An 18,382-nucleotide genomic window follows, 5' to 3' on the forward strand; every position below is an offset into this window, starting at 1 on the left:
TTCCACGCCGGCGAGGACCTGGTAAGGGCCCGGGCGGTAGGAATCCGTGTGGTAGCGGATCAGGTGAAGCCATTCGCGCCAAGGCACCGGCCGCCCGGGAGCCGCCTCCAGCGCACCGAAGGTGAACCCGTTCAGGTCGACGAGTTTCGCGTCATCGCATGCCCGTTCGGTGTCCCGTGCCTGAGCACAGGACGGAACGCGTCACCGCCGACGCGGGCGGCGATCAGGGAGATCGTTCCGCCGAAATCGTCGCCGGAGGCCACGACCCCTCCGCAGTTCAGGTTTCCCTTCACCTCGAGTTGCCCGGCCTGGATCGCTTTGCCGCTCCGGTTGGCGATCTCGGCGTTTCTCATCACCAACCAACCGCCGATGTGACCACCGAACAGCTGTACGACACCGCCGCTGTCCGCACCGCTGAGACTCGCGCCGCCATCAGCACGTCACCGTTCACCTCGATGCCGGAGGCTCGAACTGCCGCTCCGCTTTCGTTGAAAATCTGCGCGTCGCAGAGGTTGAGCGGCCCGTTGACCCGAGCCCCCCTGAGTCCGACCACGCCCTCGGCCCCGCTTCCGGAGACGACGATGCCGGTGAGCCACAGGCCCGCCTCGATCTCGCTCAGATCGGCACGAAATCCCGGCAGTCGCGACCGGCTCAGATCCAGCCACGGCAGCTTGGCGTTCCAGGCTGAGACACGCTCGGTGAAGTGGCATTCGGTGAGCGTCATCCCGGCCTGGGCGACCACGTTGTCGAGGTCGAGCGCCCCGATGATCCGGGCACCCGAGACGCGGAGACCCCGGGGATCGACCGGTCCGTGCCGACCGAGCAGGAGCTCCCGCAGCAGCTGCGACCGGATCGGCTGACCTGGGTCACCGCTCTCGAGATCTCCGCAGGTCAGCGTTCTTCCTGCGCGCGCGGCATCAACAAGATCACGTTCGCGCTCGTTCAAGTCGTGCAAGCGGGGCGGGGAGACATTCTCGGTCACGTCGACACGTTCGTCCGCCAGTTCAGTCCTCTTCGGACAGCTCCACGATCGGGATGACCCGCTTGGCTTCCCTGGCCTTCGCCTGGTGGTCGGCAAGGAACGGGTAGTGCTTCTCCAGCTCCGCCCACGTCCGCACGTAGTCGGCCCCCAGCAGCGGCAGCGCCTCCCCGTCGAACTCGTGGCCGTCCACCTCCACCTTCACCCGGGAATCGGCGATCAGGTTCAGGTACCAGCCCGGGTGCTTCGGCGCCCCGATGTTGGACGCCACCACCAGTAGCCGGGCGCCGTCGCGGTGGTACATCATCGGGACCGTCCGCGGTTTCCCGGAGTTCCGGCCCGTCGTGGTGAGCAGCACCAGCCGCTCGCGGTGCATGCCTTCGACCTCGCCGCCCGCGCGGAACTGGCGGATCACGCGGCGGTTCGTCTCCTGCACGTCCATGGTCACTGGTCGTAGTAGCGCGTCGTCGGCGGGGGCTGCTGCTGTTGTTGCTGCGGGTACTGGCGCGTTGGCGCGGGCTGCTGGCTGCGGCGCCGGTGCAGCGTCCGGGCGCTGGCCGCCATGCTGTTGACGACCGCGGCGATGACGAGCCCGATGACGAGGTTGATCGCCGCCGTGGCGATCTTCGCGCTCGGGGCGACCGTGAGGGTCAGCGGCAGCACCACCGCGATCAACGTGACGAGCACCATGATCCAGCCGAAGAACTGGGACGGCGCCGGCGTCGCGACGCTCAGCAGGTGCATCAGCCCGGTGGCGAGCAGCGCCACCGCGGCGGCGACCAGTGCGTACGTCGTGGTGCTCGCGTTGCCCCAGACGCCTTCGCCTTTTGGGGCCAGCACTTCGACCTCGAAGACGCCGCGCGCGATCAGCAGCCCGACCACCGCGAGCAGGGCCGCGATCACCGCCGTCGCGACGCCGCCCGCCCACAACCGGCGCGCGTCGATCCCCGGGCGGACGTCCTGGGGCTGGTTCCCGTAGTAGTCGGCCATCAGAGCCTTCCTAGGTCGGCGGCGCCTCTCGCCGTCGATTGTCCCCCGTTTCGGCCCCGGCCGCGATTTGCGCTGGAGTGCACTCCAGCTCGTACCGTCGGCGTCATGACCACCGCACAGCACAAGCTCGGCTCCGGCTTCGGCGCCACCACCACGGCCGCCGAAGCCGTCGCGGGCGTCGACCTCACGGGAAAGCTCGCCGTCGTCACCGGCGGTTACTCCGGGATCGGCCTCGAAACCACCCGCGCGCTGACCGGCGCGGGCGCCCACGTCGTCGTCCCGGCCCGCCGTCGCGCGGCCGCCGAGGAGGCGCTGGCCGGCCTCGGGAACGTCGAGGTCGACGAGCTGGACCTGGGCGACCTCGAGAGCGTCCGTGGCTTCGCCGACCGGTTCCTGGCCTCCGGACGGCGGATCGACCTGCTCATCGGCAACGCCGGCGTCATGGCCTGCCCCGAGACCCGCGTCGGCCCAGGCTGGGAGGCCCAGTTCGCCACGAACCACCTCGGCCACTTCGCGCTGGCCAACCGCCTGTGGCCGGCGATCGCCGACGGCGCCCGCGTCGTCTCGCTGTCCTCGCGCGGCCACCACAACTCGCCGATCCGCTGGGACGACGTCCAGTTCACCCACGGCTACGACAAGTGGGCGGCCTACGGCCAGGCCAAGACGGCCAACGTGCTCTTCGCCGTCCACCTCGACGAACTGGCCCGTTCGCGCGGTGTCCGCGCGTTCGCGCTGCACCCCGGCGGCATCATGACGCCGCTGCAGCGGCACCTGTCCCGCGCGGAGATGGTCGAGCGCGGCTGGATGGACGAAGCCGGGACGATGCTGATGGAGTTCAAGACGCCGGAGCAGGGTGCGGCGACGACGGTCTGGGCCGCGACGTCACCGCAGCTGGCCGGGCTCGGCGGGCTGTACCTGGAGGACTGCGACGTCGCCGAGCTGGCCGACGCCGAGGGCCTGACCGCGTCGGGCGTGCGCTCGTACGCCGTCGACCGGGAGCAGGCCGCGCGCTTGTGGACGCTCTCGGCGGAACTGACCGGAGTGGACGCCTTCGGGGCCGCCTGACGTTTGCGCTTCACGGGATCGGGGTACATCGCGGCCGTGGCCGACGACGCGGAAGACGTGACGTGTGCTCGCTTCGCGCTCAGCGAGTTCGGCTCGGCGCCGCACCCGGTCCTCGGGGACGTCCGGCCGCCCGAGCTGCTGGCCGGGCGGTACGAGGTCGGCCGGCTGATCGGCAGCGGCGGCACGGCCCGCGTCTACCGCGCCTTCGACTCGCGGCTCACCCGCGAGGTCGCCGTCAAGATCTACGACCGCGAGGTCGTGGCGCTCGACCAGCGGCGCCGGCTGCGCGAGATGGACATCCAGGCGAGCATCACGCACCCGGGTGTGGTGGCGCTGCTGGACAGCGGCTCCGAGAGCGGCCGGACGTTCCTGGTGATGCAGCTCGTCGAAGGCGACAACCTGGCGGAGCGCCTGCTCGGCGGCCCGATGCCGGTGGCTGAGGTGACGGCGCTGGCGGCCGGCCTCGCCGAAGCGCTGGCGCACGTCCACGCGCGGCGGATCGTGCACCGGGACCTGAAGCCCGCCAACGTGTTCCTGTCGCAGGACGGCCCGCTGATCGGCGACTTCGGCATCGCCCACGCACTCGACACGACGCACATAACGGGCACGGGCGTGGTCCCGGGCACGGCGGCGTACCTGGCCCCGGAACAGGTCGGCGGCGAGCCGGCAGGCCCACCGGCGGACGTGTACGCACTGGGGCTGATCCTGCTGGAGTGCGTGACGGGCCAGCGTGAGTATTCGGGAACGATGATCGAGGCGGCGATGGCCCGCCTGACGCGGCCACCGCGGATCCCGGAGGGCTTGCCGCCATCGTTGGCCCACACGTTGAAGCGGATGACAAGGCGCGAGCCCACCGACCGCCCGACGGCGGCGGAGGTGTTGGAACTGCTGCACGCGCCGGTGCCGGTGGTGTCCTGGCCGAGCACACGTTCCTGGTGGCGCCGCGGAGTGGCCGCCGGGTTGACGGCGATCGGGCGGCGGCAGGGGGCGGTTGACGGGGTGCTCGCGCCGACCCAGCCGCATGTGATGAGTGCCGGTTCCGCGGTGGGTTCGGAGATCGCGGACGCCACGGCACGGCGGGCAAACGCCGGAGTAGCTTCGAACTACGCCGCCGCGACGGATGGCCCGGCTGGAGCCGCGTCGGCCTCGCCAGGCATCGCGGCAGCAACCTCGCACCAAGCCTCCGCAGCGAACTCCCCGGCCAGCGCCGACCACCCGGAAGCCGCCGGAGCCGGGTCGGCTTCGCCAGACATCGCGGCGGCCCCCGCTGGAACAGCTTCGCCGGGCGACACGCCCGCCACATCGTGGCCGGAGGCCGCCGGAGCCGGGTCGGTCTCGCCGGGCATCGCGGCAGCAGCCTCGCGCCAAGTCTCCCCGGCCAGCGCCGACCGGCCGGAGGCCGCCGGTGCCGAGTCGGCCCCGCCAGGCATCGCGGCAGCAGCCTCGCACGCAGCGACCTCGCCGGCCAGCGCCGACCACCCGGAAGCCGCCGGAGCCGGGTCGGTCTCGCCGGGCATCGCGGCAGCAGCCTCACAACAGGCCTCCGCAGCGAACTCCCCAGCGGGCGCCGACCAACCGGGAACCGCCGGAGCCGGGCCGGCTTCGCCAGGCATCGCGGCAGCAGCCTCACAACAAGCCTCCGCAGCGCACTCCCCGGCCAGCGCCGACCGGCCGGAAGCCGCCGGAGCCGGGCCGGCTTCGCCAGACATCGCGGCAGCGGCCGCCGGAACAGCTCCGCAGGGCGACGCGCCCGCACCATCGTGGCCGGAAGCAGCCGAGCCAGCCCCACACCTCGGCACCGCCGCCGACCCCAGCAACCGCCCCCTCCCCCACACCCGCCCCACCCAGCACATCGGGCCTCCCCCGGCCCGCCCCCGTCGGCTCGCCCTGGCCGTCGGGATCGCCGCCGTTGCCGCTGCCGCCCTCGCGGCCGTGCTGCTCACCATCCCCGGCGCCGGGACCACCACCCCCGCCCAGCAACCGGCCCCTCACTCCTCCGCGCCCGCGACCGCTCCGCCCTCCTCGGCCCCGCTCGCAGAGTCCGGGAACCCCGCTCCCACGCCGAGGGTCACCGAAGCCGCAGATCTCGAACCCGCTGCCGTCACCCGTTCGAGTGCAGTGCATCCGCCGAAAGGGCCAAAGCCGCCCAAGCCGCCGAAGACCGGGAACAGTGGCAAGGGCAAAGGCAAGGGACCCGGCCACGACGAGTCCTGAGGACCTCCGGCCGCACGAACCGGGCCCATCGGCCCTAGTGCCGGAACCGCCGTGAAACAGACCATAATGCGCGCCGAATTCGATTCCCCGGATTCGGACTCGAAGCAATAACGACCGGTAACCGGAACCGGCTCGGCCCCGACACATCCACCGTGTCCGCCGCGCCGAACGCGGTGCCGGTACCCACCGCCGGGAATCCCCGTCCCGGCCGGTTCGTCGACTTTCCGGAGGTCGGAATGAGTGTCCACGCTGCCCTGGTGCGGCCGGTTCTGCGTACGTCGCGTGGCCGGCACGCCAAGCCCCGTCCCGCGTGGCCGCGGGTCGCCGGCCGGGCAGTCTTCCTGGTCATGGCCATTTTCTCGGTGGTCGCGGTGGTCGGCGCCGGGTGGCCGCCGGTGCTGCTCGTGGTGCCTGCGGCGGCCGTCCTGCTGTTCGTCGCGAGTGTCGCGAAACTGCGGACCGCGTCGCGGAAGATCGACACGATCTTCGCCGAAGAACTGACCGCGCCGGAAACGCTTTCCGAAGCCGCGTGATCAATTCCGGCGTACCCCCTTTCGCGTGACACCCCGAAGGGTGCAGGCTGATCAGGTCGCACAGCGAAAGGACGGCCCATGCTCCCCCGGTTTTCCCTGCTGATCGACGGCAAGGCCGTCGGCGCCCGCTCGGGCCGCACGTTCGAGTCGCAGAACCCGTACACCGGACAGCCGTGGGCGGTCGTCCCGGACGGCGGCCCGGAGGACGTCGACGACGCCGTCGCCGCGGCCCGCGCGGCGCTCGAGGGTGAGTGGGGCGCGACGACCGGGTTCGCCCGCGCCGCCCTCCTCCGCCGGTTCGGCGACCTCATCGGCGACCACGCCGAGCGCCTCGCCCGGCTTGAGGTCAACGACTCCGGCAAGCTCTACCGCGAGATGATCGGCCAGCTCACCGGGCTCGGCGGCTGGTACCACTACTTCGCGGGCCTGGCCGACAAGATCGAGGGCCGCCAGATCCCGGCGCCGAACCCGGACTACCTCGTCTACACCCGCCGCGAACCGGCCGGCGTGGTCGCGGCCATCACGCCGTGGAACTCGCCGTTGCTGCTGCTCACCTGGAAGCTCGCGCCCGCGCTGGCCGCCGGGTGCACGGTTGTCGTGAAGCCGTCGGAACACTCGCCCGTCTCGACGCTCGGGCTGGCCGAACTGGTCACCGAAGCCGGGTTCCCGCCCGGCGTGGTCAACGTCGTCACCGGGCTTTCGCGCGAGACGGGCGCGGCGCTGGCCGGGCACCCGGGGGTCGACAAGGTCGCGTTCACCGGATCGACCGCCACCGGCCGCGCGGTCGCCGTGGCCGCCGCCGGGAACCTCAACAAGGTGACGCTGGAGCTGGGCGGCAAGTCGCCGCAGGTGGTGTTCCCCGACGCCGACCTCGCCGCGGCCGCGAACGGGGTTGTCGCCGGCGTCTTCGCCGCCACCGGCCAGACGTGCATGGCCGGGTCCCGGCTGATCGTGCACGCCGACGTCCACGACGAGCTGGTGCGGCTCATCGCCGAGCGCGCCGAGGCTATCCGGCTGGGCGACCCGAACGAGCCCGGCACCGAAATGGGCCCGGTCGCCAACACGCCGCAGTACGAAAAGGTGCTGCACTACCTCGAAACGGCGAAGGCCGAAGGCGCGACGGTCGTCTGCGGCGGCGAGGCGGAACCGGCGCTGGGCGGGCTGTTCGTCCGGCCGACCGTGCTGACCGGGGTGACGCCGGAGTCGACGGTCGTGCGCGAGGAGGTCTTCGGGCCGGTGCTGGCCGCGCTGACGTTCACCGACGAAGCCGAGGCGATCCGGCTGGCCAACAACACGCCGTACGGGCTCGCCGGCGCCGTCTGGACGAAGGACGTGCACCGCGCGCACCGCGTCGCGGCGAAGCTTAAGGCCGGCACGGTGTGGGTGAACGCCTACCGCGTCGTGGCGCCGTCGGTGCCGTTCGGCGGGGTCAAGAGCTCGGGCCTCGGCCGCGAGAACGGCGTGCACGCGATCGACGAGTACCTGGTCGACAAGGCGGTGTGGGTCGAGCTGACCGGCGGGACGCGGGATCCGTTCACCCTCGGTTGATTCCGGGCGACCTCGACCGCGGCGGGATTCCCTCTCCCCACTTGAACATATAGCCGACCCCGGGGCTTGTGGCAAGACCCCGGTGCGGGTCCACAATTCGGGCTCACCTTTTTCCAGCGGAGGGGATTCCGTCATGCGTGTGCTGCTGTCCACGATCGGCTCGCGGGGCGAGGTTCAGCCGGTCGTGGCGCTGGCCTCGGAGCTGAGAGCGCTCGGGCAGGACGTCCGCCTGTGCGTGCCGCCGGACTTCCGGGACTGGCTCGACGAGCTCGGGTTCGACGTCGTGCCGATCGGCCCTGAGCTGCGCGGAACCGCCACGGGGAGCCGTCCGACACCCGAAGAAATGCGCAAGGCGGTCGAAGACACCGTCACGACGCAGTTCGAGACGATCGCCGTGGCGGCCGAAGGATGTGACGTCCTCCTCGCCGCGGGCGCGCTGCAGTTCGCGACCCGCTCGATCGCCGAGCGGACCGGCGCCGCCTACGTTTATGCGAGTTTTTGCCCGATCACCCTGCCGTCGGATCTGCACGCGCCGCCGCCGATGCCGTGGCGGACGCCCGGAAAGGCGGAGAACCGTGCCCTTTGGGACGAGGACGCGCAGCGCTGGAACGCGCTTTTCGGCGGGCACGTGAACGCCTGCCGCGCGGCGGCCGGCCAGGATCCGGTCGACGACCTGCAGGCGCACGTGTTCTCCGATCGGCCGTGGCTCGCCGCCGACGCGGCGCTGGCGCCGTGGCCCGAGCCGGGCGACGCGCGCGTCGTCCAGACGGGCGCGTGGGTCTGGCCGGACGAGCGGCCGCTGCCGGACGACCTGCTGGAGTTCCTCGACGCGGGTGAGCCGCCGGTGTACTTCGGGTTCGGCAGCATGCGCGCGCCGGGCGAGCTCGCCGAAGTGATGCTCGCGTCGGCGCGGGCGCACGGCCGGCGGGCGATCATCGCCCGCGGCTGGGCCGGGCTGGCCGCGGTGGCCGGGCAGCCGGACTGCTTCGGCATCGACGAGATCAACCAGCAGGCGCTGTTCAAGCGGGTCGGCGCGGTGGTCCACCACGGCGGCGCCGGCACCACGACGACGGCGGCTCGCGCGGGCGCGCCGCAGGTCGTCGTGCCGCAGATGTACGACCAGCACTACTTCGCGGGCCGGGTCCGCGAGCTGGGCCTCGGCGCGGCGACCGAGCCTGGGGTGCCGACGGCCGAGGCGCTGACGGCGGCTCTCGGCGCGGCGCTGAACCCGTCCGTGGCCGGGACGGCCCGGCGGTTCGCGGCCCGGGTCCGCGCGGACGGCGCGAGCGTCGCGGCGCACCACCTGCTGGCGACGGCGCCGCTGACGTCGGCTTGAAGTCGGTTTCCCCGGGGTGCCGGCGACCGGCACCCCGGGCGGCGCGCTAGCGGTTGGCCGGGGTGTACTCCAGGCGGCCGTCGACCGGCAGCAGGTAGCCGGCCCACCGCTCCTCCGGCACCACCCCGCCGACCTCGGCCGCCGTCAGGGGGTCCAGCTCGAAGCCGATCAGGCCGAGGCGGAAGCCGACCTCGCGGAATGCCTTCGCCGCCACCCCGGCCAGCCACGAGTCCAGCGCCGCCCGCGACGCCGGCGACCCGGAGCCGCCCGAGGACCCGGACGGGAATCCGCCGATCCGGTGTTCGAGCAGCGACAGCGCGGTGAGCGGGAGGTAGAACGTCACGCAGTCCGGGCCGTCGTCGTAGCGGGTGACAAAACTGCCGCAGACCACCGGGCCGCCGAAGGTCACCGTGCCCCGCAGGTGGCCGGACGACGTCTCCAGCGCGGGCACCGCGCCCGCCGCTCGCCACACCGCGCTCACCGCGGCGTCGAAACGCACGTCGTCGAGTTCGAGGGAAAGCTCGTAGAAGCCGCCGGTCCAGTTCTCCGGATCCGTGAGCGACGCGGGATCGTGCACCACCGCAGTCTGCCAGCCGGGGAGACTGAAGGGTATGGAGTTCTTCTGCCACCACCGCGACCGCCCCGGCTCCCGGCCGCTGCGCGAGGCCACGCTGGCCGCGCACTGGTCCTATATGGACGGCTACGCGGAGCGGATGATCGCCCGCGGCCCGACCTTCGACGGCGACGTCCTCACCGGCAGTGTGCACATCGTCGACCTGCCGGACCCCGCCGCCGCGCGGGCGTTCGCCTTCGACGAGCCCGCCTACCAGGCCGGCGCCTACCGGGACGTGCTGATCCGCCGGTGGCGCAACAGCCTCGGCCGCACGATGTGGGAGTCGCCCGGGGAGCCGACCGGCTACCTGGTGCTCGGCCTCGGCGAAGGACCGGCCGACACCACGGTTCCGGCCGGGCACGACCTCATCGCCTACGGACCGCTCCTGTCCGACGACGGCGCCGCCTGGCTCGGCACCGCCGCCCTCCTCCGGGCGCCGGACGCCCGAGCCGCCCGCGAAGTGCTGACGCCGGAGCGGTACGCCGCCGTCGAAGTGCACTCCTGGCAGTTCGGCGGACGCCGTTAACGCAGGTCCAGCCACATCATCCGCAGCCCGACGTCACCCAGGTCGGGATGGCGGAACGCGCCGGGCGCGGTGCCAAGCGTGACGAACCCGAGGCTCTCGTAGAGCCGGACGGCGGCCGTGTTGACGTCGACGACGGCGTTGAACTGGATCGCCGCGAAGCCGCTTCGCCGCGCCCAGGCGATCAGGTCGGTCGTGAGGGCGCGGCCCACCCCCTTGCCCCGCGCCGCCTTCGCGACCATCAGGCTGCCGGACGCGACGTGGCTGCCGGGCCCGGGCCGGTTGGCGTACATGTTCGCGGTGCCGGTCACGCGGTCCCCGTCGACCGCGACGACCACCCGGGCCGGCGGAGCCACCAGCCAGCTCCGCCGGGCCTCGGGTTCGGTCATCGCGGGGTCGTAGGGAAACGTCCGCTGCTCGGTGACGACGTCGCTGATGATCGGCCAGATCCGCGGCCAGTCTTCGTCGCGGGCCTCGCGGATCACGCGGCCGCCACGGCGTCGCACAGTTCCGGGACGACGGTCTCGATGTCTTCCCGCACCACAAAATCGGCGTCTGCGTCGTAGGGTGTCGGGTCGCGGTTGACGATCACCAGCGTCGCCCGGGACTGCACGGCCACGGTGCACAGCGACGCGGCCGGCTCCACCTGCAGCGAGCTGCCGACGGCGAGGAAGAGCCCGCTCGCCGCGGCGATGTTCCGCGCGTGCCCGAGGACGTCGCCGTCCAGCCTCTGTCCGAGGAGGACGACGTCGAGCTTCAGGATCCCGCCGCAGTCCGGGCACCGCGGATCGCCGCCGTCGAAGCGCGCCAGCACCTCGGCCGTCGGCAGCCGCACCGGGCACGCCGTGCAGCGCGTGGTGTGCATGGTGCCGTGCAGTTCGAGCACCTTGCGGGCGGCGAGGCCGGCCCGCTGGTGCAGCCCGTCGACGTTCTGGGTGAGGACCCGGACGGCGACCCCCGCTTCGTCGAGCTTCGCGAGCGCGCGGTGGGCGGCGTTCGGCTCGGCGCGCCAGGCGGCGTGCCCGGCGTAACCGCGCCAGAACTCGCGCCGCACGTCGGCGTCGGCCATGAAGTCCTTGAGCGTGAAGGCGTTCGCGGCGCTCGGCGTGCGTGTCCAGACGCCGTCGGGGCCGCGGTAGTCGGGAATCCCGGACGCGGTGGAGACACCCGCACCGGTCAGCACGGCGATCCGCCGGGCGCCGCGGATCCGGGTGAGGAGCTTCTCGTCCATGGCACGGAGGTTAACGAGCCGGCCGCGTCCGGACGACCGGTTATCGGGCCGGGTCGGTGACCAGCAAGGGGTTGTCCTCCCGGATCGCCGTCAGCACCTCGGCCGTGGTCGTCTCCTGGGCGGCGCTCAGCTCGTCTTCGGTGATGCCGAAGACGGTCAGGAACGTGACCGCGCCGTGCGGTGTGGTGATCTTGCCGAGCACCGGGTCCACGTCGAACGCGAGCGCGGTGAGGCGCGTGCCGGCCGAGCCGGTGATCGGGCCGCCCGGGCTCATGCGGTGGCCCGGCGCGAACACCCGGCCGGTCGAAAAGACGTATCCGCCGAGCTTCCGCAGGAGCTCGAGCGACCACGGCGCGGGCGACTCGCCGGGCACCCGGATCGTCAGCTCGATCCCCCAGCCGCTGGTGCCGGGGTCGTCGCTCTCCTTGGTGAACAGCTCGGTCAGCCCGAAGGTGACCAGCAGCCAGTGCCCGGCGCCGCGGTAGGCGCTGATCCCGTAGACGCCGTCCTGGCCGGGCAGGGTGTCCGTGCCCCAGTGCAGGGGTTCCTGCGCCGGGAGGTGCGCCGCGACCGCGGCTTCGATCGCGTCCCAGCCGGGAGCCGACTCTGTCACGCGGCCGACCCTACCGCTCAGTTCTTCCGCAGCCGCAACGCCAACGCGGGACACGCGGCCGCCGCGCGACGGGCGTCCGCCACCAGCTCCGGCGGCAGCTCGCCGGGCGCCACCACCGGGTAACCCCACTCGTCCGGCCGCACCGACTCCGGCAGCAGGTCGGCGCACAACCCGTGCGCGCGGCAGCCGATCGGGTCCACCGAAAGCTTCACGCCACTCCCTCCAGCACCCGGCACCGGCCGCCGGCCAGGTGCGCGGTCACGTCGGACGCGAACGTCCGCAGGGCCGACGCCGCGAGGCGGGCCGCGCCGTCCGGGTGGCCGCACGCGCCGCGGCCGGTGAGGAGCGGGATGCGGTGGGCCAGCCGGGCCGTCGACGGGCCGCCGCGGACCAGCTCCGCGAAGTCCGCCGCAATCGCCGGCAGGCCGAACATGCACGGTCCGCACTGGCGGGCCGACTCGGCGGCGAGGAACTTCAGCACGCCGGCCGTGTAGGCCAGCCCGCACGCGCCGGCCGGCAGGGCGTACACCGCCGGGATTCCGGTCAAGCCGTCGCCCAGGTCGGACGTCCACGTGCCGCCGTAACCGCCGACGAGCACCGCTAGCACCGGCTCGGCCTCACCGCCGGCCGCGGCCAGCGTCTCGGCGACGGACGCGCCCGGCGCCACCTCGACCACACCGGGCCGCCGGACCGCGCCGGTCACCGTGACCAGGTCGGTGCGGGCCGCGCGGTAGTGGTGCGGGCCGAGCAGGACGGCCAGCGCGACCTGCGCCAGCGTGTCGACGTTGTCCACCAGCGTCGGCCGGCCCCGCACCCCGCGTTCGGCGGGCCGCGGCAGCTTGCCGAGCGGCCGCGCGTCGCCGGAAGTCAGGAAGTGGACCAGCGCGGTTTCCTCGCTGGCGACGTACCGGCGCGGGATCTCGGCGATCCGCACGGGCACCAGGTCGTCGCGCTCGGCCAGCGCCGAGGTGACGCTCGGCAGCACCGGGCTGTCCGCGTGGACGCAGAGCACGGCCTCGCCGGCGCCGATGGCGTGGGCGGCGAGCTGCAGGCCGTCGAGCACGAGGTGCGGGGACAGCGTGAGCAGCGCGGCGTCCTTCCGGCTGAGCGGGTCGCCCTCACAGCCGTTCGCGACGACGATCGAGCGTCGCGCCCGGGCCGCGCGCAGCTTCACCGCGGTCGGGAAGCCCGCGCCGCCGCGGCCGCGCACGCCGGCCGCGTCGACGGCGTCGATCAGGCGGTCTCGGCCGTCTTCGCCGTGGTAGGCGACCCATGGGACGACGCCGTTGCGGCGCCGGTGCCCGGCCAGGTCGAGCCGGTGCGGGGGCAGGGTGCTCATCGGGTGCCTCCCAGCGGCGAGAGCTTGCGGGTTTCGGTGTCGGCGTGCTTCACGCCGGCGCGGTAGACGACGGCGCCGAGCGCGGCCAGCACGCAGAGCACGTCGAGGGCGACGATCCAGCCGTACGCGGCGTCGTTTTCGGCCATGCCGAAGCCGTGCACGAGGGCGACCGGCCAGCAGAGGTAGGCCAGCCAGTGCACCGCGCGCCAGGCGCGCGGCCGGATGCGGGTGCGCAGCAGGCTGGTGACCACGATCGCGAGCAGCAGGTCGATCGCGACCGCGCCGAAGCCGACCCACAGCGGCCGGTAGTCCGAGCCGAACGGGACGACGACGTCGAACCAGCTCAGCGGGACGTAGCCGTCGAGGACCGCCGACACGACGTGCGCGGCGAGGAAGCCGAGGCTGGTCAGCGCGAGGTTCCGGTGCACGGCGGCGACGGTGAACCGCGGCCAAGTCCGCGTCGCGAACCGGCCGGCGCCGAGCGCGCCGAGGACGACGACGCCGGTGAAGAGCACCAGCGACACCAGGCCGGTCGCGCGGCTGAAGTACCAGACGGCGGTACTCATGACGCCCGCTCTTCGGGCCAGCCGGGAGTCAGGACGACGTCGCCGTCGACGCCGACGAGCCGCGCGGAGAGGTGGCGTTCGGTGAGCCAGCCGGGCGCTTCGGGCCCGAGGACGATGGCCGCGGTGCTCGCGGTGTTGGCGTCCACAGTGGACTTCGCGGCGACGGTGACGGTGCGCCAGCGCGGTTCCGCGACATCCCCGGTGCGCGGGTCGACGATGTGGTGCACGGTCCGGCCGCCGTGCCGCCAGCGCCGCCGGGTGGTCCCGGAGGTGGCCAGACCTCCGGCACGAAGCGCGACGGTGGTGTCCGGCCGCGCGACGGCTTCGGTGTGGTCGTCGCCGATGGCGATCTGCCAGCCGCCCTCGGGAGCGCGACCGGCGGTGCGCAGGTCACCGCCGAGGTTGACGAGGATCCCGCACCCGACGACGGCGTGGATCCGCCGAGCGGCCCGATCGGCGGCGAGGGCTTTCGCGGTGGCGCCGAGGTCGAGGTGGATGTCGCGCGGGAGGACGACGAGCCGGTGGATGGGGTCGAAGAGGACTCGGTGCCAGCCTGGGGCGCTTTGGGTGAGAACGGCGACGCTTGCAGTTGAGGCAGGTGCGCCGCCGGTCGGTGCGGGGAGGTGCCGATCCGCATCAAGGCCGCGCGGGGCTGGTTCGCCGCCGGTCGGCGCAGCGAAGCCAGAATCCGCGCCTGGGCCGCGCGGCGCAGGTGCGCCGCCGGTCGACTCAGCAATGCGCCGATCCGCACCAAGCCCGCGCGAGGCAGGCCCGCCACCGACCGCCCCAGCCAGGCCATCATCCGCACCAGTGCCACGCGAAGCCAACTCGCCGCCGCCCGCAACCGCGGGCAAGCGCCGATCCGCATCAAACCCGCGCGACGCCAAATCGCCGCCCGCCGCATCCAAGGTGCCCGCGATCACCTCCGCGAAGTCGCGGTCATACCCCAGCGCCCGCACAGCCGTCCCCACGGTCGGATCCACCAGCCCATCACTGAGCCGAGCCGCCCGCAACGCCGCGCCGAGCGCCTCCGCCAGCAGCTCCCCCACTCGAACCTGCCGACCCGCGACCTCGTGCAGCCGCGAAATCTCCGAGTCGGCCCGGAACCGGCTGCACGCCGCGTCGATCGCGGCCAGCTCCTCGTGCAGCAGCAGCACCGCCACCTCGAGCCGCGCCGGGTCCGTCACCAGGACCTCCGCCGTGGTGCCCAGTGCGCGAAACGCCGTCATGACGCACCCGAGCCCGTGTGCGCGCTGCCCGAGCCGGAGTCCACGCCGCTGTCGGAGGACTGCAGCTGGTCGCCGGTCGTGCCCGTGGTGGTCGTCGTCTGGGAGGCCGAGGCGGACGACAGGCCGAAGCCGATCGCGCCGACCGCGGCCGCTCCGAGTACCGCCGCGGCCGCCGTGGCCAGGGCGGCCTTGCGGCGGCCGTGCTCGCGGCGGGCCGCTCCGCCGGTCGTGTAGGGGTCCATGGGAACGAGTCTCGGCGTCGTTCCTTTGAGCGAGCTGGGAGCGACCTGTCAAACCCCTGGCTGTCCACAATGGACACTACGAAAGGAGGTTGACACCGGACAGCGATTCACCCACTCTTTCCGTTGTCCGCCGGAGGTTTCCTGGTGTTCACGAGCCGGACCACGACACGGCACGAACCGGCCCCCTGCCGTGGGCATCATGAGGCGCCCCACCACGTCAGCGTTGGAGGACCCATGATCCGCAAGCGGATCCTCGCCGTGCTCGCCGCCACGACCCTGGTCACGGCCGGTGCCGTCACGGCGGCCGCCGTCACCGGAACGGACGAGCCGGCGGTGCAGCCCACCGCCGCCACCGTGCCGGCGTTCGACCACATCGTCCTGGTGATGTTCGAGAACAAGAAGTACTCCTCGATCAACGGCAGTTCCAGCGCGCCCTACTTCAACACCCTCGCCTCGCAGAGCGCGAAGTTCACGAACTCCTTCGCGATCACCCACCCGAGCCAGCCCAACTACGTCGCCCTCTTCTCGGGCGCGACGCAGGGCGTGACCAGCGACAGCTGCCCGGCCAACCTCGGCGCGAAGGCCAACCTGGGCCAGCAGCTGATCGACGCGGGCAAGACGTTCAAGGGCTACTCCGAGTCGATGCCCTCCGACGGCTACACCGGCTGCTCCAGCGGCACCTACATGCGCAAGCACAACAGCTGGGTGGACTTCTCGAACGTCCCCGCCGCGAGCAACCTCCGCTACACGAGCTTCCCCACCGACTTCACCCAGCTGCCGACGGTCTCCTTCGTCACGCCGAACATGTGCTCCGACATGCACGACTGCTCAGTCGGCACCGGCGACACCTGGCTGAAGAACCACCTCGACGCCTACGCCCAGTGGGCGAAGACGCATAACAGCCTGCTGATCACCACCTTCGACGAGGACAGCGGCACCTCGGTGAACCAGATCTTCACCAGCTTCACCGGCGCGCACGTCACGGTCGGCAGCTACAGCGAATCGATCAACCACTACACCGTGCTGCGCACGATCGAGGCGTCCTACGGCCTGCCGGGTCTCGGCGGCGCGGCGAGCAAGTCGCCGATCCTCGACGTCTGGCAGTAGGCCGCGTGTACCTCTCCACCATCGGTCGCCGGGAGCACGCCGGGGCAGCGTCCCCGCGCAAGCTCTCGGCGATCGGCGCGAACGTCTTCGCGCTCGGCGCCGTCAGCATGGTCACCGACGTCTCTTCGGAGATGGTCACGGCGATCCTGCCCGTCTACCTCGTGCTCGGCCTGCACCTCAGCCCTGCGGCATACGGCCTGGTCGACGGTCTCTACACCGGCGCGACGGCGTTGCTGCGGGTCGCCGGCGGGTACGTCGCGGACCGGGTCCGGCGGCGCAAGGTCGTGGCCGGCACCGGCTACGCGCTGTCCGCGGTGGCGAAGCTCGGGCTGCTCGCGGCCGGGGCGTCGGCGGGCGCGATCGGCGCGGTGATCACGCTCGACCGCGCCGGCAAGGGCCTGCGGACCGCGCCCCGCGACGCGCTGATCACGCTGTCGACCCCCGAACCGCTGCTCGGGCGCGCGTTCGGCGTGCACCGCGCGATGGACAGCGCCGGCGCGTTCGCCGGTCCGCTCGTCGCGCTGGCCGTGCTCGCCGCGGTCGGCGCCACCAACCCCGAGGCGTTCGACGCGGTGTTCGTCGTCAGCTTCTGCGTCGCCGCGATCGGCGTGCTGCTGCTGGTGCTGTTCGTGCGTGACCGCCGGACCCCGCGGGCCGCCACCCCGGTCTCGCCCCGGGCCGCGGCGGCCCTGCTGCGCGGGAGCGGGGTGCGGCGGCTGCTGGTCGCGGCGGCCGTGCTCGGGCTGGCCACGGTCGGCGACGGGTTCGTCTACCTGTTGCTGCAGCACAAGGAAGACATCGCGACCGGCTGGTTCCCGCTGCTCGCGGTCGGGACCAACCTCGCCTACCTGCTGCTCGCCGCGCCGCTGGGCGCGCTGGCCGACCGAGTCGGGCGGCTGCCGGTGGTGCTCGGCGGCTACGGCGCGCTGGCGCTCGTCTACCTGCTGCTGGCCGGCCCGGTGTCCGGCTGGCCGCTGTTCGCGCTCTCGCTGGCGTTGTACGGCGCGTTCTACGCCGCGACCGACGGCGTCCTGATGGCGCTGGCCGGGCCGCTCCTGCCGGAGTCGTTGCGCACCACGGGTCTTTCGCTGGTGCAGACGGCGCAGGCGCTGGCCTACTTCGCCTCGTCCGTCCTTTTCGGACTGGCGTGGCAGTTCTGGGGCGCGGAGCCCGCGATCGCCGTCGCGGCCGGCGCGGCGGTGCTCGCGATCGGCGTCACTTTCGTAGTGCTCTCCCCGAGGAAGGCTGCGTGAAGACCCGGATCCTGATCGCCGTTGCCGGCGTGCTCGTGCTGGCCGGCGCCGCGGTCGCTTACGTCGGGTTCGCGAGCGCGCGCAGCCACGACGTCACGGCGACCGGCATGGTGAGCCTCTCCCCCGGCCCGCGGCTGCTGTTCCGCAGCACCGCCGACGCCGACCGCGGGCACGTCGCCACGGTGGCCGCGGCCGACCCCGGCGGCGCGCGGACGGTGTCACCGCTGTCGTGCAGCCGGGTGTACGCCGCCGGCGGCACCGGGCTCTGCCTGCGCCCGGACGGCGACCTCACCACCTACCAGCTGGTGGTGCTCGACGCCGGCCTCACCTCGAAGCGCGAGATCCCGCTGGTCGGGCTGCCGAACCGGGCGCGGGTGTCGGCGAGCGGCCGGATGCTCGCGTGGACGGTGTTCGTCACCGGCGACTCCTACAACGGCGGGATGTTCTCCACCCGCGCCGGCATCCTCGACACGGCGACCGGCGACCTCGCGGGCACGCTGGAGGACTACGCGGTCACGCTCGACGGGCGGCCGTACCAGGCGGCCGACCTCAACTTCTGGGGTGTCACGTTCACCCGCGACGACCGCCACTTCTACGCGACGATGTCGACGGCCGGGCGCCGTTACCTCGTCGCGGGCGACTTCACCGCGCACACGGTCCGCACGCTGCGCGAGAACGTCGAGTGCCCGTCGCTGTCCCCGGACGGGACGCGGGTGGCGTTCAAGTCCGCAGTGGACGGTGACCCGGCGAAGGGCTGGCGGCTGTCGGTGCTGGACCTGGCGACGTCGAAGGTGACCCCGCTGGCCGAGACCCGCAGCGTCGACGACCAGCCGGCCTGGCTCGACGATCACACGATCGGGTACGGCGTCCCCCGGGCGCCCGGCCACGCGGACGTCTGGGCGGTTCCGTCCGACGGCTCGGGCGCGGCCCGGCTGCTGATCCCCGAGGCGGAGTCCCCCGCGGCCCTCGGCTCCTGAGCGCCCTGGCCTCCCCCGGACGTG

At 72.9% G+C, this 18,382-nt stretch carries 22 protein-coding genes; 9 read left to right on the forward strand and 13 right to left on the reverse strand.

Annotated features, from left to right (window positions below; genetic code table 11):
• Positions 1-131 precede the first annotated feature (131 nt).
• Genes ACZ63J_RS45970 through ACZ63J_RS45985 form a run of 4 tightly spaced genes read right to left on the reverse strand, consistent with a single transcriptional unit; the run spans position 132 to position 1,969 of the window.
• On the reverse strand, positions 132-353 hold the full coding sequence (locus tag ACZ63J_RS45970; RefSeq protein WP_465401465.1) for a hypothetical protein: 222 nt from the start codon (positions 351-353) through the stop codon (positions 132-134).
• On the reverse strand, positions 353-982 hold the full coding sequence (locus ACZ63J_RS45975; protein ID WP_465401466.1) for a hypothetical protein: 630 nt from the start codon (positions 980-982) through the stop codon (positions 353-355). Before ACZ63J_RS45975 ends, ACZ63J_RS45970 begins: the two co-directional genes overlap by 1 nt.
• Positions 983-1,004: 22 nt before the next feature.
• Positions 1,005-1,421, reverse strand: coding sequence for a nitroreductase/quinone reductase family protein (locus tag ACZ63J_RS45980; protein ID WP_465401467.1), 417 nt, complete (start codon positions 1,419-1,421; stop codon positions 1,005-1,007).
• 2 nt (positions 1,422-1,423) lie between these two features.
• Positions 1,424-1,969, reverse strand: a complete 546-nt coding sequence (locus ACZ63J_RS45985) for a DUF6069 family protein (RefSeq protein ID WP_465401468.1) — start codon at positions 1,967-1,969, stop codon at positions 1,424-1,426.
• 105 nt (positions 1,970-2,074) lie between these two features.
• Between ACZ63J_RS45985 and ACZ63J_RS45990 the strand changes: the two genes are divergently transcribed.
• From ACZ63J_RS45990 to ACZ63J_RS46010, 5 genes are all read left to right on the forward strand, one after another.
• On the forward strand, positions 2,075-3,034 hold the full coding sequence (locus tag ACZ63J_RS45990) for an SDR family NAD(P)-dependent oxidoreductase (RefSeq protein ID WP_465401469.1): 960 nt from the start codon (positions 2,075-2,077) through the stop codon (positions 3,032-3,034).
• Between the two features lie 36 nt (positions 3,035-3,070).
• The gene (locus ACZ63J_RS45995; protein ID WP_465401470.1) at positions 3,071-5,248 is read left to right on the forward strand and encodes a serine/threonine-protein kinase; all 2,178 of its coding nucleotides are present in this window, start codon (positions 3,071-3,073) and stop codon (positions 5,246-5,248) included.
• A 347-nt stretch (positions 5,249-5,595) separates the two neighbouring features.
• Positions 5,596-5,781: a hypothetical protein gene (locus ACZ63J_RS46000; RefSeq protein ID WP_465401471.1), complete on the forward strand. Its 186-nt coding sequence runs from the start codon at positions 5,596-5,598 to the stop codon at positions 5,779-5,781.
• Between the two features lie 78 nt (positions 5,782-5,859).
• Entirely contained in the window at positions 5,860-7,329 is a 1,470-nt protein-coding gene (locus tag ACZ63J_RS46005) for an aldehyde dehydrogenase (RefSeq protein ID WP_465401472.1), read from the forward strand.
• A gap of 133 nt (positions 7,330-7,462) precedes the next feature.
• Positions 7,463-8,665 (forward strand): glycosyltransferase, encoded by a 1,203-nt coding sequence (locus ACZ63J_RS46010; RefSeq protein WP_465401473.1) that lies wholly within the window; start codon positions 7,463-7,465, stop codon positions 8,663-8,665.
• A gap of 46 nt (positions 8,666-8,711) precedes the next feature.
• On the opposite strand, the gene ACZ63J_RS46015 is transcribed toward ACZ63J_RS46010, so the two are convergent.
• Positions 8,712-9,242 carry a hypothetical protein gene (locus ACZ63J_RS46015; protein WP_465401474.1) on the reverse strand — a complete coding sequence of 177 codons (531 nt, stop codon included), beginning with the start codon at positions 9,240-9,242 and terminating at the stop codon, positions 8,712-8,714.
• 34 nt (positions 9,243-9,276) lie between these two features.
• Here ACZ63J_RS46015 and ACZ63J_RS46020 point away from each other — a divergent pair, with 34 nt between their 5' ends.
• Positions 9,277-9,804: a YciI family protein gene (locus ACZ63J_RS46020; protein ID WP_465401475.1), complete on the forward strand. Its 528-nt coding sequence runs from the start codon at positions 9,277-9,279 to the stop codon at positions 9,802-9,804.
• Here the strand turns inward: ACZ63J_RS46020 and ACZ63J_RS46025 are convergent.
• Genes ACZ63J_RS46025 through ACZ63J_RS46060 form a run of 8 tightly spaced genes read right to left on the reverse strand, consistent with a single transcriptional unit; the run spans position 9,801 to position 15,021 of the window.
• The gene (locus ACZ63J_RS46025; RefSeq protein ID WP_465401476.1) at positions 9,801-10,286 is read right to left on the reverse strand and encodes a GNAT family N-acetyltransferase; all 486 of its coding nucleotides are present in this window, start codon (positions 10,284-10,286) and stop codon (positions 9,801-9,803) included. The genes ACZ63J_RS46020 and ACZ63J_RS46025 overlap by 4 nt on opposite strands.
• Positions 10,283-11,032: an SIR2 family NAD-dependent protein deacylase gene (locus tag ACZ63J_RS46030; RefSeq protein WP_465401477.1), complete on the reverse strand. Its 750-nt coding sequence runs from the start codon at positions 11,030-11,032 to the stop codon at positions 10,283-10,285. The genes ACZ63J_RS46025 and ACZ63J_RS46030 overlap by 4 nt, the downstream gene beginning before the upstream one ends.
• A 40-nt stretch (positions 11,033-11,072) precedes the next feature.
• The gene (locus ACZ63J_RS46035; RefSeq protein WP_465401478.1) at positions 11,073-11,645 is read right to left on the reverse strand and encodes a suppressor of fused domain protein; all 573 of its coding nucleotides are present in this window, start codon (positions 11,643-11,645) and stop codon (positions 11,073-11,075) included.
• A 17-nt stretch (positions 11,646-11,662) separates the two neighbouring features.
• Positions 11,663-11,857, reverse strand: coding sequence for a ferredoxin (locus ACZ63J_RS46040; RefSeq protein WP_465401479.1), 195 nt, complete (start codon positions 11,855-11,857; stop codon positions 11,663-11,665).
• A complete protein-coding gene (locus ACZ63J_RS46045; protein ID WP_465401480.1) occupies positions 11,854-12,984 on the reverse strand; it encodes an NADH-ubiquinone oxidoreductase-F iron-sulfur binding region domain-containing protein in 1,131 nt (376 codons plus the stop codon). The genes ACZ63J_RS46040 and ACZ63J_RS46045 overlap by 4 nt, the downstream gene beginning before the upstream one ends.
• Positions 12,981-13,550: a ferric reductase-like transmembrane domain-containing protein gene (locus ACZ63J_RS46050; protein WP_465401481.1), complete on the reverse strand. Its 570-nt coding sequence runs from the start codon at positions 13,548-13,550 to the stop codon at positions 12,981-12,983. The genes ACZ63J_RS46045 and ACZ63J_RS46050 overlap by 4 nt, the downstream gene beginning before the upstream one ends.
• Positions 13,547-14,779, reverse strand: a complete 1,233-nt coding sequence (locus ACZ63J_RS46055; RefSeq protein WP_465401482.1) for an FAD:protein FMN transferase — start codon at positions 14,777-14,779, stop codon at positions 13,547-13,549. The genes ACZ63J_RS46050 and ACZ63J_RS46055 overlap by 4 nt, the downstream gene beginning before the upstream one ends.
• Positions 14,776-15,021, reverse strand: a complete 246-nt coding sequence (locus ACZ63J_RS46060) for a hypothetical protein (RefSeq protein ID WP_465339008.1) — start codon at positions 15,019-15,021, stop codon at positions 14,776-14,778. Before ACZ63J_RS46060 ends, ACZ63J_RS46055 begins: the two co-directional genes overlap by 4 nt.
• Positions 15,022-15,255: 234 nt before the next feature.
• On the opposite strand from ACZ63J_RS46060, the gene ACZ63J_RS46065 reads away from it, so the two are divergent.
• Genes ACZ63J_RS46065 through ACZ63J_RS46075 form a run of 3 tightly spaced genes read left to right on the forward strand, consistent with a single transcriptional unit; the run spans position 15,256 to position 18,358 of the window.
• Positions 15,256-16,128, forward strand: coding sequence for an alkaline phosphatase family protein (locus tag ACZ63J_RS46065; protein WP_465401483.1), 873 nt, complete (start codon positions 15,256-15,258; stop codon positions 16,126-16,128).
• Between the two features lie 5 nt (positions 16,129-16,133).
• Positions 16,134-17,381 (forward strand): MFS transporter, encoded by a 1,248-nt coding sequence (locus tag ACZ63J_RS46070; RefSeq protein WP_465401484.1) that lies wholly within the window; start codon positions 16,134-16,136, stop codon positions 17,379-17,381.
• Positions 17,378-18,358, forward strand: coding sequence for a hypothetical protein (locus ACZ63J_RS46075; protein WP_465401485.1), 981 nt, complete (start codon positions 17,378-17,380; stop codon positions 18,356-18,358). The genes ACZ63J_RS46070 and ACZ63J_RS46075 overlap by 4 nt, the downstream gene beginning before the upstream one ends.
• Positions 18,359-18,382: the final 24 nt, after the last annotated feature.

The organism is Amycolatopsis sp. NPDC104863, from assembly GCF_055582965.1.